The organism is Pseudomonas frederiksbergensis, from assembly GCF_003732705.1.
Classification (GTDB): Bacteria; Pseudomonadota; Gammaproteobacteria; order Pseudomonadales; family Pseudomonadaceae; genus Aquipseudomonas; species Aquipseudomonas frederiksbergensis_F.
In genome coordinates this window covers 85,506-109,240 of the sequence record NZ_MOBR01000041.1, presented here as the reverse complement: position 1 = coordinate 109,240, position 23,735 = coordinate 85,506, and the positions used below count along the sequence as shown (strand labels likewise).

The window sequence follows — 23,735 nt, the reverse complement described above, 5'->3', positions numbered from 1 at the left end:
TTGCTGTGACTCAAGACAAGAAGTTCTGGGATATTTCTTACATGCGTTCCTACTTGTTCAAGGCCTTACCTTTCGCCCTCGCCGCTAGTTTTGTCCAAGCTCAAAGCCTTCCTGAAGCCATGCAACAAGCGCTGGATGTCCATCCGGAGATCCAGGCTGCGGTCAATAGTCGATTGGCCGCGGATTATCAGTTAAAGGCCGCCAAAGGTGGATACCTGCCACGGGTCGATCTGCTGGGCGGTTATGGTCGTGAAGGCACGGATAACGTCACCACCCGTGCCGATACCGGTAACAATCACTGGGAAACCCTGAACCGCAGCGAGTCAAGTTTGCGTCTGTCGCAAATGGTTTTTGACGGTTTTGCGACGTCCAGCGAAGTGGGGCGTCAACAAGCCACCGTTAACTCCCGCGCCTATTCCCTGCTGGGAACTTCGGAGCGCACCGCGCTGACCGTGGCCCAGGTGTACCTCGATGTGCTGACCCGTCGCGAATTCGTGCGCCTGGCCGAAGAAAACCTGAAGAGCCACGAACGGATTTTCGACCAGATCAAACTGCGCACCTCCCGCGGTGTAGGCAGCGGTGCTGACCTTGATCAGGCCGAAGCCCGTATGGCCCAGGCCCGCAACAACCTGATCACCGAACAGACCAACCTGGCCGACGCCGAAACCAACTTCCTCAGCGCCGTGGGCCAGATGCCCGATCAGCTCGAGCGTCCTGCGCCGTTCCTGGCACTGCTGCCGGCCAACTTGAATGAAGCTCGCTCGCAGATGCTGGAAAACAGCCCGATCCTGCGTTCTGCCGAATCCGATATTTCCGCGGCGGAAAAACAGTACGAAGCCGCCAAGTCTTCGTTCTACCCACGTTTTGACGCCGAACTGGGTCGCTCTGCCGACAACGATGTCGACGGCCAGAATGGCCACAGCAACGAATGGCAGGCCATGCTGCGCATGCGCTTCAACCTGTTCGCCGGTGGCAGCAACAAGGCGGACCTGGAATCCAAGTCCTACCTGTCCAACCAGGCGCTGGATATCCGCAACAACGCCTTGCGCGTGTTGAACGAAGAGCTGGGCCTGGCCTGGAACGCCCTGAACAACGCCAACGCCCAAGTGCCGATCGCCCAGCAATATGTTGATCGCAGCACCGCCGTGCGCACGGCTTATCAGAAGCAGTTCAGCCTCGGCCAGCGCACCTTGCTCGACTTGCTCGACAGTGAAAACGAACTGTTTACTGCGTCCCGTCGTTTGGCGGACATCAAAAACATTCAGTTATTTACTCAGTACCGAATCAAGGCGACCATGGGCGAGTTGCTCAAGAGCCAGGGAGTGGTCGCACCGTTGGCATCCGTTGTGCAGAACGACGTGAAGCCAAAGGTCCAATTGCCCGGCATGAATTGAGCAGGACCTTCATTGTTCAATTGTTAGCCAAGAGTGCCGAGCGTGGAATCAGAAGTCAGTCGAGTTCATCTCATTAATGATCCACGCGCGCTGCACGACGATCCGTTACTGGATGGCCTGCTCGCCCTGTGCACGCTGCATCAGAAACCGGCCAGTGCCGCGATGCTGACCACCGGCCTGCCGTTGCCCAAGCAACGCCTGAGCGTCGAGTTGCTGCCCCGCGCAGCCGCTCGCGCCGGTCTGCAAGGCCGGGTGCTGCAACGCAAGCTGGAAGATATTCCGGCGATTGCGATGCCGGCGCTGTTGCTGCTCAAGGACGGTCGCAGTGCCGTGCTGCTTGGCTGGCAGGGCGACGACCAGGCCCGCGTGCTGCTCAGCGAAACCGATGGCGGCGAAAGTGTCGTCAGCCGCGAACTGCTGGCCGACGACTACATCGGCAAAGTGTTCTTCGCCCAACCCCAACACAAATTCGACGTCAACCACGGCACGCTGATCCCCCGTGCGCGTTCGTGGTTCCGTGACACCCTCAAGCGTTCGCGTTGGCTGTACGCCGACGCCATCGCCGCCAGTTTCCTGATCAACATCATCGCCATGGCCGCGCCGCTGTTCGTGATGAACGTCTACGACCGCGTGGTGCCGAACCAGGCGGAATCGACCCTGTGGGTGTTGGCGATCGGCATTACCGGCGCTTACCTGTTCGACCTGATCCTCAAGAGCTTGCGCAGCCTGTGCCTGGATTTGGCCGGCAAGAAAACCGACCTGATCATCTCGGCCACGCTGTTCGAGCGCATTGTCGGCATGTCCATGAAGTACCGCCCGGCTCGGGTCGGCAGCTTCGCCCAGAATATCCACGAATTTCAGAGCCTGCGGGATTTCCTCGCGTCGCTGACCCTCACCAGCCTGATCGACCTGCCGTTTACCCTGCTGATCTTCCTGGTCATCGCGATCCTCGGCGGGCATCTGGTGTGGATTCCAGTGCTGGCGTTCCCGATTGCGCTGTTGATCGGCTACGCGCTGCAAAAGCCACTCGTGGCGACCATGGAACGCACCATGGCCCTCGGCGCCGAGCGTCAGTCGAGCCTGATTGAAACCCTCGCCGGCCTCGATGCGGTGAAGGTCAACAACGCTGAAAGTGAGCGTCAGTACCAGTGGGAACAGACCATCGGCACCCTCAGCCGCCTCGAGCTGCGGGTGAAAATGCTCTCCGGCCTGGCGATGAACATCACGCTGCTGATCCAGCAACTGGCCGGGGTGATCATGATCGTCTTCGGCGTGTACCAGATCATCGACGGTCACTTGAGCATGGGCGGTCTGATTGCCTGCTACATGCTCAGCGGCCGTGCCCTCAGCCCGTTGGCCTCGTTGTCCGGCCTGCTGACCCGTTACCAGCAAGCGAAGGTGACGATGGTTTCGGTGGACCAGATGATGGAATTGCCGCAAGAGCGCAATTTCGACGAGCGCCCACTGAGCCGCAAGGTGCTGCAAGGCGCCATCGAGTGCCGTCAACTGAACTTCACCTACCCGAACCAGCAGAACCCGGCGCTGAAGAACATCAACCTGGTGATCAAGCCTGGCGAAAAAATCGGCATCATCGGTCGCAGCGGCTCGGGCAAAAGCTCCCTGGCCAAATTGCTGGTAGGCCTTTATCAACCGGACGACGGCGCCTTGCTGGTGGATGGCGTTGATATCCGTCAGATCGATGTCAGCGAATTGCGCCACAACATCGGCTACGTGCCCCAGGACATTCAATTGCTCGCGGGTACGCTGCGTGACAATTTGGTATCCGGTGCGCGCTATGTAGAAGATGAACTGGTGCTGCAAGCCGCGGAACTGGCCGGCGTGCACGAATTTGCCCGTTTGCACCCGCAAGGTTATGAACTGCAAGTGGGCGAGCGCGGGCAGAACCTGTCCGGTGGCCAGCGCCAGAACGTAGCCCTGGCCCGTGCGCTGCTGCTCAATCCGCCGATCCTGCTGCTCGACGAACCGACCAGCGCGATGGACAACACCGGCGAAGAACGCCTCAAGCAACGCCTGGCGGCGGTGGTCGAAAACAAAACCGTGGTGCTGGTGACGCACCGGGCGTCGCTGCTGTCGCTGGTGGATCGCCTGCTGGTGATCGACCGTGGCCAGATACTCGCCGATGGCCCGAAAGCCGCCGTGATGGAAGCGTTGAAGAAGGGGCAGATCAGTGTTGCTTAAGTCGGGTATCAAGGACTCTGTCCGTCGTTACTTCAAGGGCTCCGCGTCGCTGCAAGGCCAGCCGTTGCCGGAAGTGAACAAAGCGCTGATCGAAGATGCGCCGCGCGTGGTGCGGCTGACCATCTGGGCGATCATCGGCTTTTTCGTGTTCCTGATGCTCTGGGCCAACTTCGCCGTCATCGACGAAGTCACCAAGGGCGACGGCAAGGCGATTCCGTCGTCGAAGATCCAGAAAATCCAGAACCTTGAGGGCGGTATCGTCTCCGAACTGTTCGTCAAGGAAGGGCAGATCGTCGAGGCCGGCGCACCGCTGATTCGCCTGGACGACACGCGGTTCGCCTCCAACGTCGGCGAAACCGAAGCAGATCGCCTGTCGATGCTGCTGCGGGTCGAGCGCTTGAGCGCCGAGGTCGATGACCGTCCGCTGAATTTCCCGGCCGATGTGCTCAAAGCCGTTCCAGGCCAGGCTGCCAGCGAAGAGTCGCTGTACACCAGCCGTCGTCAGCAGTTGCACGATGAAATCGGTGGCTTGCAGGAGCAGTTGATCCAGCGTCAACAAGAGCTGCGCGAATTCACCTCCAAACAGTCCCAGTACCGCAATGGCCTGGCGCTGCAACGCCAGGAAATCAACATGTCTGAGCCGCTGGTGGCTCAGGGCGCGGTGTCACCAGTGGAAGTGCTGCGACTCAAACGCGCCGAAGTGGAAACCCGCGGGCAACTGGACGCGACCACCTTGGCGATTCCTCGCGCCGAGTCGGCGATCAAGGAAGTGCAGCGCAAGATCGACGAAACCCGCGGCAAATTCCGCAGCGAAGCCCTGACTCAACTCAACGAAGCCCGCACCGACCTGAACAAGGCCCAGGCCACCGGCAAGGCGCTGGAAGACCGAGTCAGCCGCACGCTGGTGACTTCGCCAGTGCGCGGCATCGTCAACAAGCTGCTGGTGAACACCATTGGCGGCGTGATTCAGCCGGGCGTCGACCTGGTGGAAATCGTGCCGTTAGACGACACCTTGCTGGTGGAAGCCAAGGTTCGCCCGCAAGACATCGCGTTCCTGCATCCGGGGCAAGAGGCGACGGTGAAATTCACCGCGTACGACTACACCATTTATGGTGGGCTCAAAGCCAAGCTTGAGCAGATCGGCGCCGACACCATCACCGATGAAGACAAGAAAACCACGTACTACATCATCAAGCTGCGTACCGACCGCAGTCACCTCGGGACGGATGAAAAGCCGTTGCTGATCATTCCGGGGATGGTGGCGTCGGTGGACATCATTACCGGCAAGAAGACCGTGCTCAGCTATTTGCTCAAGCCGATTATTCGGGCGCGGGCTGAGGCTTTGCACGAGCGATAGTCTTCGGTGCTGCTTCTGGCCTCTTCGCGGGCAAGCCTCGCTCCTACAAGGTTTGTGTCGTTCGCATCATGTGTGTACGACGCGGACCTGTAGGAGCGAGGCTTGCCCGCGAAGCCGTCCTCAAAAACACCACTTACTGATCGTTCCCACGCTCTGCGTGGGAATGCCGCCATGGACGCTCCGCGTCCACTATGACGCAGAGCGTCACGGGATGTATTCCCACGCAGGAGTGTGGGAACAATCGGTGGTATATCGTTATTCACTAACGGTATTTAAATTTCAATTCTTATACCTATAAAGTCACTCTCCTGCGTACCTGCCGACCATTCGGCGCGCCGCACGACACGAACCAACACGGGACCTCCGTGAGTTTCTGATCGACGCGCGCGCCCTTGAGCGTGCCGTGCGTGGGAGTGATTTAAATGTCAGCCGTCTCTGCATCTCAAAGCATCGCGCCGCAAACCTTCGACATCCGCCCATTCAGCGGCGCCGTCGGTGCCGAAATCATCGGCCTGGACCTGTCCCGCCCGATCAATGACCAGGATTTCGCGCGCATCCACCGCGCACACCTGGATCATCACGTCGTTGTCTTCCGCGACCAACGCATTACCCCCGACCAGCATATCGACTTCAGCCGCCGCTTCGGCGTGTTGCAAATCCATGTGCTCAAACAATTCCTGCTGGCCGGCCACCCGGAAATTCTCATCGTGTCTAACATCATCGAAAACGGCGTCTCCGTCGGCCTCGGTGATGCCGGCAAGTTCTGGCATTCCGACCTTTCCTATAAAGAATTGCCAAGTCTGGGCTCGATGCTGCACGCCCAGGAGCTACCGTCGGAGGGCGGCGACACCCTGTTCGCCGACATGCACAAAGCCTGGGACGGCCTGCCCGACGCACTGCGTAAAGCCGTTGAAGGCCGATCCGCCGCGCACTCCTACACCGCGCGTTACAGCGAAACCAAATTCGAAGGCAACTGGCGCCCGACCCTGACCCCGGAACAACTGGCCCAGGTCGCCGAAGTCGTGCACCCGATCGTGCGCACTCACCCGGAAAACGGCCGCAAGGCGTTGTTCGTCAGCGAAGGTTTCACCACCCGCATCGTTGGCCTGCCTACAGATGAGAGCCAGCAACTGCTGGCCGAGCTCTACGCCCACAGCGTGTTGCCGCAAAACATCTACCGCCATCAGTGGCAGCCCCACGATTTGGTGTTCTGGGACAACCGTTCGCTGATTCACCTTGCCGCCGGTTGCCCGAGCTACCTGCGCCGCAAGTTGTTTCGCACCACCATCCAGGGCGACGCGCCTTTCTGATTTGTCGGAGATTCATCATGTCCAAACGTCTTTCATTGGCACCGCTGGCCGCGGCCATCGGCCTGGGTTTCAGCCTGATCGCCGGCAGCCTGGTGGCGCCGACCGTGGCCCAGGCCGAGGGTGAAATCCGCATCGCCGAGCAGTTCGGCATTGTTTACCTGTTGCTCAACGTGGTCCGCGATCAAAACCTGATCGAGAAGTACGGCAAGCAGGAAGGCATCGACATTAAGGTCGACTGGACTCAGCTCTCCGGCGGTGCGGCGGTCAACGATGCGCTGCTCTCCGGTTCCATCGACATTGCCGGGGCCGGCGTCGGTCCGCTGCTGACCATTTGGGACCGCACCCACGGCAAGCAAAACGTCAAAGCCGTGGCTTCCCTGGGCAACTTCCCGTACTACCTGGTGAGCAACAATCCCAAGGTCAAAACCATCGCCGACTTCACCGAGAAGGACCGCATCGCGGTGCCGGCGGTCGGGGTGTCGGTGCAGTCGCGCTTCCTGCAATACGCGGCCGCCAAGCAGTGGGGCGACAAGGAATTCAATCGTCTCGACAAGTACACCATCGCTCTGCCGCACCCGGACGCTACCGCTGCGCTGATCGCGGGCGGCACCGAGTTGACCGGGCATTTCTCCAACCCGCCGTTCCAGGATCAGGCACTGGAAAACCCGAACGTGCACGTGGTGCTGAATACCTATGACCTGCTCGGCCCGAACTCGCCGACGGTGCTGTTCGCCACCGAAAAATTCCGCGACGAGAACCCGAAAACCTACAAGGCGTTCGTCGAGGCGCTGGCCGAAGCGGCGCAATTCGCCCAGAACGATAAAGGCGCGGCGGCGGACACTTACATCCGCGTGACCAAGGCCAAAATCGACCGCGCGGCGCTGCTGAAAATAATCGACAACCCGCAGTTCGAATTCAGCGTCACTCCGAAAAATACCTACCCGTTGGCCGAATTTCTCTACCGCGTCGGCGCGATCAAGAACAAACCGGATTCGTGGAAGGACTACTTCTTCCAGGACGCCAAACCGCTGCAAGGGAGCTGATCGACATGAACGCCCCTTTGCAAGGCCACACGGCCAGCAACCCGATCTCAGCAACCCAGGCATTGCTGTCTGTCGATCAAGTCAGCCTGGAATACCGCACGCCGCAGCGGGTGGTTCGGGCCACCCATCAGGTCAGTTTCGAAATTGATCCGGCGGATCGCTTTGTGCTGCTCGGCCCGTCCGGGTGCGGCAAATCGACGTTGCTCAAGGCCGTGGCCGGGTTCATCCAGCCGTGCGAGGGCGAGATTCGTCTTCAGGGGCAAACCGTCAATGCGCCGGGCCCGGATCGAATCGTGGTGTTCCAGGAGTTCGATCAACTGCCGCCGTGGAAAACGGTGAAGCAGAACGTGATGTTTCCGCTGCTGGCCTCGAAAACCCTCAAGCGTAAAGAGGCCGAAGAACGGGCGCTGCATTATCTGGACAAGGTCGGGTTGGCGGCGTTTGCCGATGCCTATCCGCACACCTTGTCTGGCGGCATGAAGGCGCGAGTCGCGATTGCTCGGGCCTTGGCGATGCAGCCGAAAATCCTCCTGATGGACGAACCCTTCGCCGCCCTCGACGCACTGACCCGGCGCAAGATGCAGGAAGAATTGCTGCTGCTCTGGGAAGAGGTGCGCTTCACGCTGTTGTTCGTGACGCATTCCATCGAAGAGGCGCTGGTGGTGGGCAATCGCATCCTGCTGCTGTCGCCGCATCCGGGTCGGGTGCGGGCGGAAGTCCACAGCCATCAATACGACTTGCACAGTCTGGGTGGCGTGGCGTTCCAGGAATCGGCGCGGCGAATTCACCGGTTGTTGTTCGATGAAGGCCAGTCCCCGGAAACCGAGCGCGAGCTGGATTTCGCTGACATTCGCATCGCTTATTGAGCCATTGAGAGGATTGCCCGATGAGCCAGTTGTCATCTGCGCGTAAAGAATTCGAAACCGTATTAGAGCCCCTGACGAGTGTACCGCTGGAGCGAGAATTGCCCCTTGGCCAGCGTGTATGGCAACAGGGTTGGGTTCGTAAAAGCCTGATCCTGATATTGCTGGCGGTGCTGTGGGAAGTCGTCGCTCGAATTCAGAACAACGACCTGCTGCTGCCGAGTTTTCTGCAAACCGCCAGCGCGTTGTACGACGGCCTGCTCAGTGGTGAGTTGCTGGGCAAGGTGTGGATTTCCCTGGTGGTTTTGCTCAAGGGTTACTTGATCGGCATTGTCCTGGCCTTTGCCCTGACCACGCTGGCGGTTTCGACACAGTTCGGTCGTGACCTGCTGAGTACGCTGACCTCGATGTTCAATCCGTTGCCGGCGATTGCGCTGTTGCCGCTGGCGCTGCTGTGGTTTGGGCTGGGGCAGAACAGCTTGATTTTCGTGTTAGTGCATTCGGTGCTCTGGGCCTTGGCCTTGAACACCTATGCCGGTTTTCTCGGCGTGTCGGAAACCCTGCGCATGGCCGGTCGCAACTATGGCCTCAAGGGCATGCGTTTCGTGCTGTTCATCCTGATTCCGGCGGCGCTGCCGTCGATTCTTGCCGGGCTGAAAATCGGCTGGGCGTTTGCCTGGCGCACGTTGATCGCGGCCGAGTTGGTGTTTGGTGCGACCAGCGGCAAGGGCGGGTTGGGTTGGTACATTTTTCAGAATCGTAATGAGCTGTACACCGACAAGGTGTTTGCCGGGTTGGCGGTGGTGATTCTGATTGGGTTGCTGGTGGAGAACCTGGTGTTCGACACGCTGGAGCGGGTGACGGTGAAGCGCTGGGGGATGCAGCGCTAAAACACCACACCCCGTAGGAGCAAAGCTTGCTCGCGATTGAGACGCCGCGGAGTATCAGGTAGACCGCGTCATCGTTCATCGCGAGCAAGCTTTGCTCCTACGGGGTGGATTCGCTGCTAGCATTGCGCCTGAATCAATCCTGATCAGCCAAGAGTGCTCAGCATGCAACTCCCGGACATGAACTTGCTGGTCGCCCTCGACGCCTTGCTCGACGAGGGCAGTGTGGTGGGCGCCGCGCGGCGGATGAACCTCAGCCCGGCGGCCATGAGCCGAACGCTGACCCGCATCCGCGAAGCCATCGGCGACCCGATCCTGGTGCGCGCCGGACGTGGCCTGGTGCCAACCCCCAAGGCATTAGCGTTGCGCGAGCAGGTGCGCGATGTCGTGGAGCAAGCCGCGCTGTTGTTCCGCTCCGCTGATGTGGTGGAACTGGGCACCTTGCGCCGTCGCTTCAGCATTCGCGCGAATGATTTTTTCGTCGGTGTGTATGGCGGCAAGTTGTTCGACACCATGGAGCGTCAGGCCCCGCATTGTGAACTGCGTTTTGTCCCGGAAGGCGATGGCGATGATGAGGCGCTACGCGAAGGGCGGATCGACCTGAGCGTCAGCAACAATCGCCCGTCGATGCCGGAAGTGAAGATCCAGAACCTGTTCTCCACCCACTTCGTCGGCCTGGCCCGGGAAGATCATCCGCTGTTTGCCGAAGAAATCACCGCCGAGCGCTATGCCGGTTTTTCCCATATCAGCATGTCCCGACGCGGGATCGCCCGTGGGCCGATCGACACGGCATTGGAAGCCTTGGGATTGGAGCGGCGGGTGGCGGTGATTGCCCCGAGTTTCCATGCGGCGAAGTTTGCCCTGCCCGATTCCGACCTGCTGCTGCCGGTGCCCAAGGAAGCGCTCCTGAGCGTGCGGCGCCTGGGTTTGAAACTGCGCTCATTCACCCTGCCGATTCCGTTGCCGATGCTGATGCTGACCCAGGCCTGGCATCCTCGCTACGACAAAGACCCGGCGCACCGCTGGATGCGCGAAACCCTCAAGGCGTGCTGCGATGAGACTTGGTTGGCTGCACAGCCAACCTCAAGCGACTGAAGTCCCCTGTGGGAGCGAGCTTGCTCGCGATAGCGGTGTGTCAGTCAGCGGTAATGTTGGAGTGATGGCCCTATCGCGAGCAAGCTCGCTCCCACAGGGTTGTATTCAGGGTTCTCTATCGTTGCGTATGACGCACTTATAACCTGCTAACAAGTCAATTTTCGTAACGCCCCACCCTCCATAAAATGCCCCGGTATTTCCCATTCCGGAGCTCGTCCATGACTTCCCTCACGGTCCCAGCCCCTCTCGCTGCGGCCAGTTCTGCCGCCATCACACCTCCGGTCTTCGGTCTGCGGATCATCATCGGTCTGGTGGGTGTATTGCTGGCGGTGCTGGTGTCCGGCCTGAACGAGATGGTGACCAAGGTCGCCCTGGCCGACATTCGCGGTGCGTTGGCCATCGGTTACGACGAAGGCACCTGGCTGGTTGCCAGCTACACCGCGACCTCCGTGGCGGCGATGGCCTTCGCGCCATGGTGCTCGGTGACGTTCTCGTTGCGCCGCTTCACCCTCTACGCCATCGGCGCTTTCACGCTGTTGGGCGTGCTGTGCCCGTTCGCGCCGAACTACGAAAGCCTGCTGCTGATGCGCATCGTCCAGGGCCTGGCGGGCGGGGCATTGCCGCCGATGCTGATGACCGTCGCCCTGCGTTTCCTGCCAGCCAACGTCAAACTCTACGGTCTGGCCGGATATGCCCTGACCGCGACCTTCGGCCCCGGCCTCGGCACGCCGCTGGCCGGGTTGTGGACCGAGTACGTCGGCTGGCAATGGACCTTTTGGCAAATCATCGTGCCGTGCCTGATCGCCATGGCGGCAGTGGCTTACGGCTTGCCCCAGGACCCGCTGCGCCTGGAGCGCCTCAAGCAATTCAACTGGCGTGGTGTGCTGCTGGGTTTTCCAGCGATTTGCATGCTGGTGATCGGCATCCTGCAAGGCAATCGGCTGGACTGGTTTGAATCGAGCCTGATCTGCTTTTTGCTCGGCGGCGGGTTGTTATTGCTGGTGCTGTTTTTGATCAACGAATGGTCGCAGCCGATTCCGTTCTTCAAGTTGCAGATGCTCGGCATCCGTAACCTGTCGTTCGCCTTGATGACCCTGGCCGGGGTGTTGGTGGTGTTGTTGGCGGTGGTGGTCATTCCGTCGAGTTACCTGGCACAAGTCCAGGGTTATCGGCCGATTCAGACGGCGCCGATCATGCTGATCGCGGCATTGCCGCAGTTGATCGCGCTGCCGCTGGTGGCGGCGTTGTGCAACCTGCGCTGGGTCGATTGCCGTTGGGTGCTGGGGCTTGGCTTGAGCATGTTGGTGCTGTCCTGCTTCGGTGGTTCGCAGCTGACGTCGGTGTGGATTCGCGATGATTTCTACGTGCTGCAACTGCTGCAAATCTTCGGACAACCCATGGCGGTGCTGCCGCTGCTGATGCTTGCCACCGGCAGCATCACGCCGATGGAAGGGCCGTTCGCCTCGGCCTGGTTCAATACGGTCAAAGGCCTGGCCGCGGTGATCGCCACCGGCATCATCGATGCGTTGACCACTGCACGCCTGCATTTCCACTCGACCATGTTGGTGGACCGCCTCGGCAATTCGCCCCTGGTCGACAGCGACAGCGCGGGCCTTGCCCACCGACTGCATGAGCAAGCCGTGGTGCTGACCGCTTCCGATCTTTATCTGTGTATGGCGGGTGTCGCTGTCGCGCTGATCCTGCTGATTTTCTGGCTGCCGACGCGGATCTTTCCGCCCCGGGCGCCGACCTGAACGCATCACTGAAACTGAAGGTTTTTATGACGACTTTTACCAAGCAAAAAGTGGCTGTCGGCGTTGCCGCAGCGATCGCGGTCGGTGTGCTGATTTACCTGATCGCGCCGGGACTGTTCGGCAAACGCACGCAGCAGACCACTAACGACGCCTTTGTTTCGGCGGACTTCACCCTGGTCGTACCGCGAGTGGCCGGGTTTATCAAAGAGGTGTTGGTGGAGGACAACCAGCAGGTCAAGGCCGGGCAGTTACTGGCGTTGATCGATGATCGTGACCTGCGCGCCGCCGCCCAGGCTGCCGATGCCGAAACCCTGGTGGCCAGGGCGCAACTGCAAAACGCGCGAGCGACCCTTGAGCGCCAGACCTCGGTGATCGCCCAGGCCCAAGCCACGGTGGTCTCGGCCAAGGCGGAAATGGCCTTCGCCGAGCATGAATTGAACCGCTATGACCACCTCGCTGGCGTCGGCGCCGGTACGGTGCAGAACGCGCAACAGGCACGGACGCGCATCGATCAGGCGACCGCGCGGCTGGCCAATGCCACAGCGGTGTTGGCGGCAGAACGCAAGCAAGTGGACATCCTCACCGCCCAACGGGATGCGGCGGAAGGTGGGTTGAAACGTTCGCAAGCGGCGCTGGAAATTGCCAGTTACGAGTTGTCCTACACACGGATCGTCGCGCCCCAGGACGGCATGGTCGGTGAGCGGGCGGTGCGGGTGGGCGCCTACGTCACGCCGGGCAGCAAGATCCTCGCCGTGGTGCCGCTGGCCCAGGCTTATGTGATGGCCAATTTCCAGGAGACGCAGTTGACGAATGTGCAGCCGGGGCAAGACGTGCAGGTTCGCGTCGATAGCCTGGGTGGCGAGATGTTGAGTGGTCGCGTCGAAAGCATCGCACCGGCCACCGGGGTGACGTTTGCCTCGGTCAAACCGGACAACGCCACTGGCAACTTCACCAAGGTGGTGCAGCGGATTCCGGTGAAGATTGTGCTGGATGCGGGGCAGCCGTTGGCGCAGCGGTTGCGGGTGGGGATGTCGGTGGAGGCGAAGATTGATACGGCCAGCGCTGAGAAACATGAGGTGGTGCAGCGATGAAAACCTTCGTTGATCGTGCTGACGCCATCGCGAGCAAGCTCGCTCCCACAGGGGAACGCATTCCAATGTGGGAGCGAGCTTGCTCGCGAAGAGGCCAGTGGCCTCAACTGACTGTCTACGCCGTGCTCACCATGGCTCTTTCGGCCTGCACCGTCGGCCCGGACTTCCACAAACCCGAGCCGCAACAGGTCACCGAATGGTCAAAACCGCAAAAGGCTGCCGAAAGCCAAGCCGTCGCCCAAACCATGGACGAACGCTGGTGGGAAGTCTTCCACGACCCAAAACTCTCGACCCTGAGCCAGCGCGCCCTGACCGATAACCTCGACCTCAAACTCGCCAGCAGCCGCTTGCAGCAAAGTCGCGCCGCACGCCAGGTCATCACCGCCGATCGCTACCCGACGACCGCCGCCACCGGCAGCTACGGTCGTGAACGCAACAGCGGCGAAGGCCTGAGCGATCCCTCAGGCAAAAACGGCCGCTCCGCGTTCAACCTCTGGGACGCCGGTTTTTCCGCCTCCTGGGAATTGGATTTCTGGGGCCGCGTGCGCCGCGAAACCGAAGCCGCTGACGCCACCCTCGAAGTCGCCGAAAACGACCGTCGCGGGGTGCTGCTGTCGGTGTTGGCCGAAACCGCCCAGGACTACATCCAGCTGCGCGGCGTGCAGAACACCCGGGCTGTCACCGAGCAGAACCTGGACGTCGCCCGGCACAGTCTGAAGCTCTCGCAATTGCGCCTGGCCGACGGCGTTGCCACGGACCTGGACGTCGCCGAAGCTGCCGCGCAAGTGGCGGCCATCGAATCGCGCCTGCCAGCGCTGGAGCAGCGTCAATCACAACTGATCAACGCCCTGAGCCTGTTGATGGGCGAACCACCGCAAGCGTTGCACGCCGAGTTATCCACAGACGCCCCGGTGCCGCAGACCCCGCGCCAGGTTGCCATCGGGCTGCCGTCGCAACTGGCCGAACGCCGCCCCGACATTCGTCAGGCCGAAGCCCGTTTGCATGCCGCCACAGCAAGCATCGGTGTGGCCAAGGGCGATTTTTATCCGCGGATCACGCTGTCGGGCAACATCGGTTCCCAGGCCATGCAACTGAGCGATTTCGGCTCCTGGGGCTCACGCTCGTTCGGCATCGGCCCGCAATTCAGTCTGCCGCTGTTCGACGGCGGTCGCCTGCGTGGCATGCTCAACCTGCGCGAAGCCCAGCAGCAGGAAGCGGCCATCGCCTATCAGCAAACCGTGCTGCGCGCCTGGCATGAAATCGACGACCAACTGACCGCTTACAACGCCAGCCAACTACGCCGCGACAGCCTCGCCGAAGCCGTACGCCAAAACCAGATCGCCCTGCGCACCGCGCAACAGCAATACGTCGAAGGTGTGGTGGATTTCGTCAACGTACTGACCGTGCAAGGCGAGTTGTTGGCGACCCAGCAGCAATGGGTTGAGAGTTCGACGGGCGTGTCGTTGGCGATGGTGGGGTTGTACAAGGCTTTGGGTGGGGGATGGGAGTCGGTTTATCCGGAGACGGAACAGTTCTGAGTGAAATTGAGAACCTTAAAGTAGGAATGGTCCTGTTTTTTTTGTGTAGGCACTATCGAAGATCATCAGGCGTTAGCATTTCGGCCCTCAATGACCACGGCTGCGCTCTACTATGATTGCTCCCTCTGATTCGCCCGCGACTGTTGAATTTTTGGACGCTGCGGCAGCATCTCGCGATTTTTATGTCGTGGGTAAAAGCAAGCTGGCATTGCTATTCGTTTCGACTAGCGGTTTTTTCTTTATTTATTGGTTTTATCGAAATTGGAAGCTTTATCGCGCAGCCACGGGTAATAAGGTTTTTCCCTTGTTTCGCGCCATCCTGGGTGTGTTTTTCGTGTACTCCCTGTTCACCAAAATCGATCACCGAATAGGTGCTGCAGACCTAAAGTACCGTTGGTACCCGCGCAGTCTGGCATTGGCTTTCATCCTGCTGGCGTGCACCGGTTCAGCGTTGATGTGGTTACCAGATGTGCAAATTCGATTTGCGTTGAGCCTTTTGGTTTTACTCCTGCAAACCTGCTGTTTGTTGCGTGTACAGAATGCAATCAACTATTTGGCGGGAGATGTCGATGGGCTTGGTAATTCGAAGCTGACTTTTGCCAACGGAATCTGGGTAGCGCTGGGCTTGTGCTGGTGGGGGCTGGCGATTATCGGTTTTTACGTTCTTTAGCAGGATAAGAGCGCCATTAGCCCCAATCTTTGCGGTCTTACGGAACTGAGAAGGTGGGCAACGCTGGGCTGGTGTCGTAGTGAGCAGCCAGGGAGGCCGCTCAACCAGCGAAATTTTCGATCTTGATTTGGCCGTCTGGAAACGTCGCAATTATTTCGAGCTCACCGCCCATAGCGCGGATGTAGTTACGCAAGGTGCTGATGTACATATCCGTACGGCGTTCCATTTTAGAAATGGCGGCCTGGTTGATATGGAGCGTTTCGGCAAGCGTGGCTTGACTCAGCGCTTTGGCCTGACGCAACTCATGCAGTGGCATTTCCTTTATGTGTTGTTCATAAATCGAATCGGCGAGTGCCCGGGATTCGGGTGTCATCCGCGCTTCGAGTTCGGCAAATTTCTTAGCCATCGTTGTGACCCTCTTTGCGCAATGTGTCGAGATGTTCATCGTACAGCTGATCGGCCAACGGTACATTGACTTCATACCATCGATCCTGACCGGTTTTGTCTCCTCCTATCAATAGCAAGGCGCAGCGTCTCGGATCGAATGCATACAAAACGCGATAAGGGCGACCTGCATGCTGAACGCGTAGTTCGCGAAGATGTCCATGTCGCGATCCGTTGATTCCACTGCTATGAGGAAAGCGTAAGCCTGGGCCGAACTGCCCAAGTAGTTTTACGCTCGCAGCGACAGAGCTCTGCTCGCTTTCGCTCAGATCCGTCCACCAGTCGCCGAACTCGTCGGTGTATTCAATATCCCAGTTCATGGGAGCTGAATATGCACGTTATGGAATATTCCTTCAAGGTTATATTTTTGATCGATTGAGTTCGTCCTATGGGTCAGCATTTTTCTTGATACGTGGCTTTTCCAAAACGTGCTGGCTATTCGCTTGACGCAACCCCCCGCTGTCGTAGACTCCGGTCATCCGTCAGGGAGTCACGGTTATGCCGCGTTTTGGAAGTTGGGTTGTTGGATTAGCCTTTGTAACGTGCGCAGTACAGGCTCAAACGCCTGCGCCAGACGATCCGTTGCTGGAAAACAGCGCGGTCGGTGGCAGTGGTCAGGCCAGCAGCGAGGCTCGTGGTGTGCTGCGGGCTCGGGATCAAGCGGTGCTCGCCAGTGAGTTGCCGGGTCGGATTGTCGAGTTGCCGTTCAGCGAGGGTGAGTCGTTCAAGAAGGGCGATACCCTGGCGAAGTTCGATTGCTCAGGCTTTCAGGCCCAGCTCAATGCCGCGCAGGCCGCGAGCCGTGGGGCCAGTGAAGAGCTGTCGCACAACAAGCAATTGGCCGCTTTGAATTCGGTCGGGCGTTTTGAAGTGGCGCGGGCCGAGGCCAAGGTCAGCGAGACTCAGGCGCAATCCCAGGTTTATCAGGTGCAGGTCAAACGCTGCAGCGTGCTCGCGCCGTTTGACGGCCAGGTTGTCGAGCGCAAGGTCCAGCGTTATGAAAGCGTGGCGGCTGGCGCGCCGTTGCTGGATGTCGTCGATAACCGCACCCTGGAAATTCATTTGCTGATTCCGTCGCGCTGGATGGGCAAGCTCAAGCCCGGCCAGACCTTCAGTTTTGTACCCGATGAAACCGGTCAGCCGTTGGATGCCACGGTCAAGCGCCTCGGTGCGCGGATCGATGAAGGCAGCCAGACCTTGCTGTTGGTCGCGACTCTGCCCAATGCTACGGGCCTGTTGGCCGGTATGAGCGGAACGGCGCGCTTCGCGGAGCTCAAGTGAACGCTCCGATCAGTGGCGGCGCTGAACAGGTTTTCGCCCGGTTTCTTGACCTCGAACGTCAGACTCGCGCCGCGCGTACCCCGGCGCAACTGGCCTATAGCCTGGTCAATGACAGCCAGGCACTGTTCGGTTTTCGCCATGCGGCGCTGTTGATTGCCGGCAAGGTGCAGGCCGTGACCGGCGTGAGTGCGGTGGACCCGAACGCGCCGTTCGTGGCGTTTGTCGAGCAAGCGGTGGCGCAGCTGTTCAAACGCGACGTGCTGAAACAGGCGCGGGTGATTCCGCATGATGGGCTCAGCGAATCGATTCGTGCGGACTGGCAAAGCCTTTCCGCCGCCCAGGTGTTTTGGCTGCCACTGATCGATCACCAGGGCGAAGTGTTCGGCGGTTTGTGGTTGGCCCGGGACACTCCCTGGAACCCTTCCGAACAAGTTCTACTCTCGCAATTGGGCGACACTTACAGCCATGCCTGGCTAGCCCTGCAACCGCGCAAACCGTGGCGGCTGCGCTGGACCCGTAAACGTCAGGTGGCGCTGGTCGCGGTGGCGCTGCTCGCCCTGTTGATCCCGGTGCGCCAATCAGTGCTGGCCCCCGCCGAAGTGGTACCGCTAGGCGGCCGAGTCGTGGCTGCGCCGCTGGACGGGGTGATTGCCGAGTTTCTGGTCAAACCCAATCAGACGGTGAAAACCGGCGACCTGCTGCTGCGCTTCGAAAACACCACCCTCACGGCTCAGGCCGATGTGTCACAGCGCGCCTTGGGCGTGGCCGAAGCCGAACTCAAAGCCAATTCCCAACGCTCGTTCGCCGACGCGGAATCCAGCTCGAAAATCGACTTGCTGGCGGCACGGGTCGAACAAAAACGTGCCGAACGGGATTACGCCCGCGAACTGCTCAAACGCAGCGAAGTGCGCGCCGAGCGTGACGGCATCGCCGTGTTTGCCGACGCCGAACGCTGGACCGGCAAACCGGTGCAGACCGGTGAGCGGCTGATGGAAATCGCTGACCCGAACCAGGCCGAATTGCGCATCGAACTGGCGGTGGGCGATGCGATTGCCCTGGAGCCGGGGGCCGAGGTTTCGCTGTTTCTCGACAGCGATCCGTTGCAACGGCATCTGGCCAAACTCGAACGCTCAGCCTATGAAGCGCAGCCCACCGCTGGCGGACAGTTGGCTTATCGATTGGACGCGAATTTCGACGCGGCGCCGCCACGCATCGGCTTGCGCGGCACGGCGAAAATCTTTGGCGACCGCGCGCCGCTGGCGTTGTACCTGTTGCGTCGGCCACTGGCCGGGTTGCGTCAAAGCGTGGGCCTGTAGATGAGCCTGCCGAGCCTGCGGGCAGATCTGCAACTGCAAGCGGCGGCCCCGGCCCTCGACGGTTCGCCACGCTGGACCCTCGCCGATCCGGTGCGCGGGCGGTATTTCAAACTGGGTGCGGCAGCGATGCGTCTGTTGCGTCATTGGTCCCTGGGCGACCCCGACAAGGTGTTGCAAGCGGCGAACCGTGAGCCGGGATTGCCGCTGGACGGCGCCGAGCTGGAGCAATTGCTGAATTTCCTGCGCGGCCATGACTTGATCACCGCCCTCGATCCGCAACAGCGCGCCAGTTATAGCCTCAAGGCTGCGGCCCAGCGTCAGTCGCTGTGGCAGATCCTGTTGCACCAATACCTGTTTTTCCGCATTCCGCTGTGGCGCCCGGACGCGTTTCTCAATCGCGCCTGGCCCTGGCTGGAGCGTATCGGTCCGAATGCATTGCGCTTCGGGTTGCCGGCTACCCTGATGCTCGGTGTGTTTCTGGTGTCCCGGGACTGGCAGCGCTTTATCGCCACGTTTCCACATCTGTTCAGCCTCGGCGGCGCGCTGGCGTTTGGCGTGGCGCTGTTTTTTGCCAAGCTGTGCCACGAGTTTGGTCACGCTTTCATGGCCAAGCGCGCCGGTTGCCGGGTGCAAAGCATGGGCGTGGCGTTCATGGTGATGCTGCCGATGTTTTATACCGATGTCAGCGATGCCTGGCGGGTCAATGATCGACGTGCGCGGTTGCTGATCGGTGCCGGCGGCGTGCTGGCGGAACTGGTGCTGGCGTGTATCGCGTTGCTGGCCTGGTCGCTGTTGCCTGACGGTCCCGGCCGCACCGCGGCGTTTATGCTCGCCAGTGCGACCTGGATCACCACGCTGGTGATCAACCTCAACCCGTTCATGCGCTTCGATGGTTACTTTTTGCTCAGTGATTTCTGGGAAGTCGATAACCTCCAGGGCCGGGCCTTTGCCCTGTGCCGTTGGCGGTTGCGCGAGGTCTTGTTCGGCTACGGCGCACCGGCACCGGAGCCCTGGTCGCCGTCGATGCAGCGGCGTTTGCTGATCTGGGGCTACGGCTCGTGGTTATGGCGCGCGGTACTGTTTTTCGGGATTGCCCTGGCGGTGTATCACCTGTTCTTCAAGCTGTTGGGCATCTTCCTGATGCTGGTGGAATTGGTGTGGTTCATCTTCCTGCCGATCGTGCGCGAATGGCGCGAGTGGTGGACCCGCCGCGAGCAGGCCCACGCCCCTCGGGTGTTGCTGAGTACCCTGGGGCTGGTGGCGATTGTTCTGCTGCTGGCGGTGCCGTGGCGCAGTGCGGTGGAGTTGCCGGTGATGCTGGAGGCAGGACGCGTCAGCACCTTGCATGCGCCGGTGGCGGCGCGGGTCAAGCAGGTGAATGTCCGTGATGGTCAGTTGGTGGCCCAGGGCGACGTCTTGATTGAACTGGAGTCGCCAGACCTCGATTCGCGCCAGGCCATCGTCCGGCGGGAAATCCAGATCCAGCAATTGCAGATGCGCCGTCAGGCCAGCCGCAGTGAAACCGTGGCCGATGCCGGGATTGTCGAGCAGCGTCTGGCCGAGGCCGTGGCCGAGTATCGCGGCTTGGCTGCGCAGCGCGAGCGCTTGCTGATTCGGGCACCGCAGACTGGCAAGGTACGGGACCTGTTGCCGCAATTGAATGCCGGACGCTGGTTGTCGCCCAAGGAAGCGCTGGCCAGGGTCGTCGAGGAGGGCGCGCGATTGCGTGGTTACCTGGCCGAGGCCGAGCTGTGGCGGGTCGCGACCGGGGCTCACGGGCGATTTATCGCCGAAGACCCGATGCACCCGGCCGTCGCCGTGCAACTGAGTGAAATCGACGCGAATGGCGCCGGGTTCATTGAGCAGGAAGCGCTGACGTCCGACCACCATGGGCCGATTGCCGTGCGCCGCGACCAGAGCCAGCGGCCGGAGCCGGTCCAGGCCCAGTACGCGGTGCGCCTGACTACACTGGACAGCATCGCCACCCCGACCCAGCCGTTGCGCGGCGTGGTGGTGGTGCAAGGTCGCAGTGAATCATTGCTGGGAACGGCCTGGCGCCGGATGGCGGCGTTGGGTGTGAGGGAGAGTGGTTTTTAGCGCAGGGAGAGATCGCAATGCTGAACAACAATTCCAATGACGTGGGTGATCTGGTGGTGCGTCCGTCCGGTGCCACCGACGGACCGTTTTTGCACAACCTTTATCACGCTGCACGGCCCGATCTGCAATGGATCGACGGCGAGCAAGAACTGGTGGAAGAGGTGATCGCCCAGCAATTCAAGGTGCAAGAACAGGGCACCGGGGAGTCCTATCCCAACGCCATGCACTTCGTGGTGGAGAAACTGGGCACGCCGATTGGTGCGTTGACGGCGGATTTCGGCACCAACGAAATTCGCGTGCTGTACCTGGCGTTTATCCCGGCCGCCCGGGGCAAGGGCTATGGCCGCACGGTGTTGCAAGGTGTGCAGAAAGCCGCTGAACAGGTGCGTTGCCCGGTGGCGACGGTGGTCTGGACCAACAATCCCCATGCGCGCCGACACTATCTGGCGCTGGGGTTTCAGGTCGAGGAAAGCAACGTGGCGGCCGAACGGCTGGTCTGGTATCCGGGCCAGCCGCAGTCGGCGGTGGTCAGTTGACGGTGATGTCGAAGTAGATGTGGCTGGCGTCGCGCCCAAGCTCCGGGGTGCGCGAAACAACGATACCTTCGATCCGGCCCAGCTCCGGCAGCTCGATGGCACAGGGACCGTCGATGAAGGTCGTCTGAACCGCGCTGCTCAGTTCAACGCCAAACGGCATGCGTCCGGTGGCCGACATGCGGGCATTGGGCTTGTCCACCACGGACACGATCACCACCGGTATCTCGCTGCCATCGCTGAGGTACAGCGGCTTGGAGGTGCCGAGCAACAGGCGGAAGTGGTCGCCGGTAATCTGATCAAGCATGAATCTGCTCCCTGAAAAAAATAGAAGGTCGGGGCCATTAGGCCCCGACACTTGGGTCAGTTGCGCGAAGGGAAAAGCCCTTGCAGGGCGACACAGAAGTTCACCACCAGAACCGGGTTGACGATGCCCAGCGGTGAGCCGCTGCCGATGGTCTGCGCGGTGGCGGTCACGTTGACGGTGCCGCCCACGGTGCTGTTGACGCCTTTGAGCGCGATCGGATTGGCGCCCTGCGCGGTCGAGAAAATCGCGGCGGAGGTCGGTCCCGAGGCAATAGAGGCGCCAATGTAGGCATTGTCATTCGACGGCGCGGTAGTGGGGGTGCTGGCGACACTGGCGAGGTTGACCGTGGTGCTGGCGGTCAGGGCCGAGGTGGCGGTGGCGGTGATGACGGGGGCGTGAGGCGGCAGGTTAGCCAACAAAACGCTGGTGTTTTCCGTGCCGATGACTTCACCGATGGTCCGGTTCGTCAGATTGACGCCTTGTCCCTGGTGCATCGGCAGGCGCCCGCACAGGTTGGGCAGCATGAAAGTTTGCTGCCCGTTACCGCCATAGATCACACCCAGTAAAGCGAACAGCGCGTTGTACTGGTTGACCGGCAGCGTCTGCCCGTTGGCTTGCATCCAACCGCTGGGAGCATAGGGGAAGCCGAAGGGAAGAATGGTTCCGAGAAACACGTCCATAGTTATTTCATCCATGTGGTTTTTGGAGGAGACCGTACTGGCTCGACGCTACTGTCCGGGCCACTCCTCAGCGTAGACGCTGATGTAAAAGTCGCTGGATTGCGTTCTCACAAAGATGGGGGCAGCATCGAGCGAACTCCCGGGCGTGCTGAGGGCTCCAAGAGTGATCAGATTTTTTTGACCAGGCGGGGAATGCATGAAGTACCGCAGGGAAACAGAACTGACCGGCCGGCCGGATGGACGTGCCGGTCGCACCCAATCCACCGCGTTTTCGCCGCTGCCGCAATGGCTGGCTGATTACGGGTTCTGGCTGATTCTGGTGTTGGCCGCGGCTGTACGTTTTTACTACCTCACCGCCGCCGCCATTTGGGGCGACGAAGGCTCAAGCCTGTTGATGAGCCAGTATTCATTGGGCGATATCTGGTTTCACGCCGCCCATGACGTGCACCCGCCGCTGTATTTCATGGTGTTGCACGGCTGGATCGAAGTATTCGGCAACGGCATTTTCTCAATCCGCAGCCTGAGTGCATTGCCGGGTATTGCCACGGTGGCGCTGGGTTTCTGGCTGGTGCGGCTGATGGCCAATCCCCGTGCCGCGCTGCTGGCCGGTCTGTTGCTGGCCTTACTGCCCACGGCGGTGCGCTACAGCCAGGAAGTACGGATGTACTCGCTGCTGGGGCTGTGGTTGCTCGGCGCGACGATTGCGCTGGTGTACTGGGTCAAGCAGCCCCGGCATACGCGACATCTGGTGATCTACGCCCTGTTGATGGCGGCGGGGTTCTACACCCACTACTTCACGGCCCTTTGCGTGATTGTGCATTGGGCGTACCTGCTGGTCTTGCGTTTGCACCCGACTCATCCGATGAAGCACATCACCCGGCCGCCCTGGTGGCTGGCCAACGTCGCGATTGTGGTGCTGTTCCTGCCCTGGTTGCCTGGCCTGATCGATTTGATTCAGCACATGGATGCGCTCAAAGCCAATGGTGACGTGGGCTGGGAGCTGCCCGTCAGCCTGAGTTCGCTGCCATCGATGATCTGGGACTATATGATCCAGGACGATGGCGATAACTTGCCGTGGCTGATGTTCGCCGCTCTGCCAGCGCTCTTGCTCGTGGTGATTGTGCTGACGGTGGTCCGTGATCGCAGCCTCTATCGCTGGAGTGCCTTGCTGGCGCTGTACACCCTGGTCCCGCTGCTGCTGGTGTTCGGCGTGTCGTTTATCTCGCCGGTGTTTATCGAGCGCTACCTGACCGCTTTTGCCCTGGGGTTGCCGTTGATCCTGGGGCTGGCCATCGATCGGCTGCTGGACGGCTTTCGCGTGGTGGCGCTGGCATTGCTGGTGCTGTTGCTCGGCACTGAACTGGTGGGACTCAAGACCAACGCCACGGTGGATGTGAATGACCAGACCAGCGTGATGGTCGAGTTCGTCAATCAGCATTACGTCGAGGGCGACCGGATCGTTATCAGCGACCTGCTCTGGTACATGCCCTATGTCTATTACAACCACACCAACGCCGCGCCATTGCTCTACACGCCGCCCTCGGCCGAGGGTGCTTCCAGCCGCCCGAATGCCTACGGGTTTGGCACGCTGGTCGATGACAACGCGCAAAAAATCTACCTCGATCGCCTCAGTGAACTACCTTCAGGTACAGGACGTGTGTGGTTGATCAGTACCGCCGACCAGCCCGATGAATTCGCCCCGCTGCCCGCAGGCTGGCAAAAAGTCAGTGAAACGGCAGCAGGCAATAACCGGGCGCGGTTGTTTTTGATGGGACACGGGGACCGGGACAAATAATTTCAGTGGCCTGATTAAACGTTTCACCACGTCTGGCGCGCTACTTTCAAAGGAAAGCTGGCTTTTTAGCTTCGAATTGAT

General features: G+C 60.5%; 21 protein-coding genes. 17 read left to right on the top strand and 4 right to left on the bottom strand.

The features are described 5' to 3' along the window. Nucleotides 1-41: 41 nt before the first annotated feature. The 12 genes from BK667_RS28195 (at nucleotide 42) to BK667_RS28135 (ending at nucleotide 15,201) form a co-directional block, all read left to right on the top strand. On the top strand, nucleotides 42-1,394 hold the full coding sequence (locus tag BK667_RS28195; RefSeq protein WP_123599539.1) for a TolC family outer membrane protein: 1,353 nt from the start codon (nucleotides 42-44) through the stop codon (nucleotides 1,392-1,394). A 42-nt stretch (nucleotides 1,395-1,436) separates the two neighbouring features. Further along, a complete protein-coding gene (locus BK667_RS28190; protein ID WP_123516069.1) occupies nucleotides 1,437-3,593 on the top strand; it encodes a type I secretion system permease/ATPase in 2,157 nt (718 codons plus the stop codon). Continuing rightward, the gene (locus tag BK667_RS28185) at nucleotides 3,583-4,950 is read left to right on the top strand and encodes an HlyD family type I secretion periplasmic adaptor subunit (RefSeq protein ID WP_123516067.1); all 1,368 of its coding nucleotides are present in this window, start codon (nucleotides 3,583-3,585) and stop codon (nucleotides 4,948-4,950) included. Before BK667_RS28190 ends, BK667_RS28185 begins: the two co-directional genes overlap by 11 nt. A gap of 422 nt (nucleotides 4,951-5,372) precedes the next feature. After that, entirely contained in the window at nucleotides 5,373-6,260 is an 888-nt protein-coding gene (locus tag BK667_RS28175; protein ID WP_123599537.1) for a TauD/TfdA dioxygenase family protein, read from the top strand. Nucleotides 6,261-6,277: 17 nt separating this feature from the next. Next, nucleotides 6,278-7,303 (top strand): ABC transporter substrate-binding protein, encoded by a 1,026-nt coding sequence (locus tag BK667_RS28170; RefSeq protein WP_123516063.1) that lies wholly within the window; start codon nucleotides 6,278-6,280, stop codon nucleotides 7,301-7,303. A 5-nt stretch (nucleotides 7,304-7,308) separates the two neighbouring features. Beyond that, nucleotides 7,309-8,169, top strand: a complete 861-nt coding sequence (locus BK667_RS28165; protein ID WP_123516061.1) for an ABC transporter ATP-binding protein — start codon at nucleotides 7,309-7,311, stop codon at nucleotides 8,167-8,169. A gap of 20 nt (nucleotides 8,170-8,189) precedes the next feature. Next, on the top strand, nucleotides 8,190-9,056 hold the full coding sequence (locus BK667_RS28160; RefSeq protein ID WP_123516059.1) for an ABC transporter permease: 867 nt from the start codon (nucleotides 8,190-8,192) through the stop codon (nucleotides 9,054-9,056). Nucleotides 9,057-9,218: 162 nt separating this feature from the next. Then, nucleotides 9,219-10,148 (top strand): LysR family transcriptional regulator, encoded by a 930-nt coding sequence (locus tag BK667_RS28155; RefSeq protein ID WP_123599536.1) that lies wholly within the window; start codon nucleotides 9,219-9,221, stop codon nucleotides 10,146-10,148. A gap of 218 nt (nucleotides 10,149-10,366) precedes the next feature. After that, a complete protein-coding gene (locus BK667_RS28150) occupies nucleotides 10,367-11,902 on the top strand; it encodes an MFS transporter (RefSeq protein ID WP_123599535.1) in 1,536 nt (511 codons plus the stop codon). Nucleotides 11,903-11,928: 26 nt separating this feature from the next. After that, nucleotides 11,929-12,993, top strand: coding sequence for an HlyD family secretion protein (locus BK667_RS28145; protein ID WP_123599534.1), 1,065 nt, complete (start codon nucleotides 11,929-11,931; stop codon nucleotides 12,991-12,993). Next, nucleotides 12,990-14,531, top strand: a complete 1,542-nt coding sequence (locus BK667_RS28140) for an efflux transporter outer membrane subunit (protein WP_123599533.1) — start codon at nucleotides 12,990-12,992, stop codon at nucleotides 14,529-14,531. Before BK667_RS28145 ends, BK667_RS28140 begins: the two co-directional genes overlap by 4 nt. A gap of 112 nt (nucleotides 14,532-14,643) precedes the next feature. After that, nucleotides 14,644-15,201, top strand: a complete 558-nt coding sequence (locus BK667_RS28135) for a hypothetical protein (protein WP_123599532.1) — start codon at nucleotides 14,644-14,646, stop codon at nucleotides 15,199-15,201. A gap of 100 nt (nucleotides 15,202-15,301) precedes the next feature. Here BK667_RS28135 and BK667_RS28130 read toward each other — a convergent pair whose 3' ends face one another. Continuing rightward, nucleotides 15,302-15,607 carry an XRE family transcriptional regulator gene (locus tag BK667_RS28130; RefSeq protein WP_054616609.1) on the bottom strand — a complete coding sequence of 102 codons (306 nt, stop codon included), beginning with the start codon at nucleotides 15,605-15,607 and terminating at the stop codon, nucleotides 15,302-15,304. Continuing rightward, nucleotides 15,600-15,965: a type II toxin-antitoxin system RelE/ParE family toxin gene (locus BK667_RS28125; RefSeq protein ID WP_123516046.1), complete on the bottom strand. Its 366-nt coding sequence runs from the start codon at nucleotides 15,963-15,965 to the stop codon at nucleotides 15,600-15,602. Before BK667_RS28125 ends, BK667_RS28130 begins: the two co-directional genes overlap by 8 nt. 178 nt (nucleotides 15,966-16,143) lie before the next feature. Between BK667_RS28125 and BK667_RS28120 the strand changes: the two genes are divergently transcribed. From BK667_RS28120 to BK667_RS28105, 4 genes are read left to right on the top strand one after another with little or no spacing between them, the layout of a single operon-like run. Next, nucleotides 16,144-16,926: an efflux RND transporter periplasmic adaptor subunit gene (locus BK667_RS28120; protein ID WP_123516044.1), complete on the top strand. Its 783-nt coding sequence runs from the start codon at nucleotides 16,144-16,146 to the stop codon at nucleotides 16,924-16,926. Further along, complete coding sequence (locus BK667_RS28115) at nucleotides 16,923-18,242, top strand: efflux RND transporter periplasmic adaptor subunit (RefSeq protein WP_123599531.1); 1,320 nt, start codon at nucleotides 16,923-16,925, stop codon at nucleotides 18,240-18,242. Before BK667_RS28120 ends, BK667_RS28115 begins: the two co-directional genes overlap by 4 nt. Continuing rightward, on the top strand, nucleotides 18,243-20,339 hold the full coding sequence (locus BK667_RS28110) for a site-2 protease family protein (protein ID WP_123599530.1): 2,097 nt from the start codon (nucleotides 18,243-18,245) through the stop codon (nucleotides 20,337-20,339). Between the two features lie 17 nt (nucleotides 20,340-20,356). After that, entirely contained in the window at nucleotides 20,357-20,875 is a 519-nt protein-coding gene (locus BK667_RS28105) for a GNAT family N-acetyltransferase (RefSeq protein WP_123599529.1), read from the top strand. On the opposite strand, the gene BK667_RS28100 is transcribed toward BK667_RS28105, so the two are convergent. Both BK667_RS28100 and BK667_RS28095 read right to left on the bottom strand, forming a co-directional pair. After that, nucleotides 20,868-21,179, bottom strand: a complete 312-nt coding sequence (locus BK667_RS28100) for a hypothetical protein (RefSeq protein ID WP_123599528.1) — start codon at nucleotides 21,177-21,179, stop codon at nucleotides 20,868-20,870. The genes BK667_RS28105 and BK667_RS28100 overlap by 8 nt on opposite strands. Before the next feature lie 56 nt (nucleotides 21,180-21,235). Then, nucleotides 21,236-21,859 (bottom strand): phage tail protein, encoded by a 624-nt coding sequence (locus BK667_RS28095; RefSeq protein ID WP_123516034.1) that lies wholly within the window; start codon nucleotides 21,857-21,859, stop codon nucleotides 21,236-21,238. A 196-nt stretch (nucleotides 21,860-22,055) separates the two neighbouring features. Between BK667_RS28095 and BK667_RS28090 the strand changes: the two genes are divergently transcribed. Beyond that, the gene (locus BK667_RS28090; RefSeq protein WP_123599527.1) at nucleotides 22,056-23,654 is read left to right on the top strand and encodes a glycosyltransferase family 39 protein; all 1,599 of its coding nucleotides are present in this window, start codon (nucleotides 22,056-22,058) and stop codon (nucleotides 23,652-23,654) included. Nucleotides 23,655-23,735: the final 81 nt, after the last annotated feature.

What these genes read in the sequence shown, in the direction of transcription:
- BK667_RS28090 (WP_123599527.1), top strand. Translation starts at nt 22,056, where the DNA reads ATGAAGTACCGCAGGGAAACAGAACTGACCGGCCGGCCGGATGGACGT.
- BK667_RS28145 (WP_123599534.1), top strand. Translation starts at nt 11,929, where the DNA reads ATGACGACTTTTACCAAGCAAAAAGTGGCTGTCGGCGTTGCCGCAGCG.
- BK667_RS28155 (WP_123599536.1), top strand. Translation starts at nt 9,219, where the DNA reads ATGCAACTCCCGGACATGAACTTGCTGGTCGCCCTCGACGCCTTGCTC.
- BK667_RS28125 (WP_123516046.1), bottom strand. Translation starts at nt 15,965, where the DNA reads ATGAACTGGGATATTGAATACACCGACGAGTTCGGCGACTGGTGGACG.
- BK667_RS28110 (WP_123599530.1), top strand. Translation starts at nt 18,243, where the DNA reads ATGAGCCTGCCGAGCCTGCGGGCAGATCTGCAACTGCAAGCGGCGGCC.
- BK667_RS28195 (WP_123599539.1), top strand. Translation starts at nt 42, where the DNA reads ATGCGTTCCTACTTGTTCAAGGCCTTACCTTTCGCCCTCGCCGCTAGT.
- BK667_RS28095 (WP_123516034.1), bottom strand. Translation starts at nt 21,859, where the DNA reads ATGGACGTGTTTCTCGGAACCATTCTTCCCTTCGGCTTCCCCTATGCT.
- BK667_RS28135 (WP_123599532.1), top strand. Translation starts at nt 14,644, where the DNA reads ATGATTGCTCCCTCTGATTCGCCCGCGACTGTTGAATTTTTGGACGCT.
- BK667_RS28150 (WP_123599535.1), top strand. Translation starts at nt 10,367, where the DNA reads ATGACTTCCCTCACGGTCCCAGCCCCTCTCGCTGCGGCCAGTTCTGCC.
- BK667_RS28165 (WP_123516061.1), top strand. Translation starts at nt 7,309, where the DNA reads ATGAACGCCCCTTTGCAAGGCCACACGGCCAGCAACCCGATCTCAGCA.
- BK667_RS28100 (WP_123599528.1), bottom strand. Translation starts at nt 21,179, where the DNA reads ATGCTTGATCAGATTACCGGCGACCACTTCCGCCTGTTGCTCGGCACC.
- BK667_RS28105 (WP_123599529.1), top strand. Translation starts at nt 20,357, where the DNA reads ATGCTGAACAACAATTCCAATGACGTGGGTGATCTGGTGGTGCGTCCG.
- BK667_RS28175 (WP_123599537.1), top strand. Translation starts at nt 5,373, where the DNA reads ATGTCAGCCGTCTCTGCATCTCAAAGCATCGCGCCGCAAACCTTCGAC.
- BK667_RS28170 (WP_123516063.1), top strand. Translation starts at nt 6,278, where the DNA reads ATGTCCAAACGTCTTTCATTGGCACCGCTGGCCGCGGCCATCGGCCTG.
- BK667_RS28130 (WP_054616609.1), bottom strand. Translation starts at nt 15,607, where the DNA reads ATGGCTAAGAAATTTGCCGAACTCGAAGCGCGGATGACACCCGAATCC.
- BK667_RS28160 (WP_123516059.1), top strand. Translation starts at nt 8,190, where the DNA reads ATGAGCCAGTTGTCATCTGCGCGTAAAGAATTCGAAACCGTATTAGAG.
- BK667_RS28120 (WP_123516044.1), top strand. Translation starts at nt 16,144, where the DNA reads ATGCCGCGTTTTGGAAGTTGGGTTGTTGGATTAGCCTTTGTAACGTGC.
- BK667_RS28140 (WP_123599533.1), top strand. Translation starts at nt 12,990, where the DNA reads ATGAAAACCTTCGTTGATCGTGCTGACGCCATCGCGAGCAAGCTCGCT.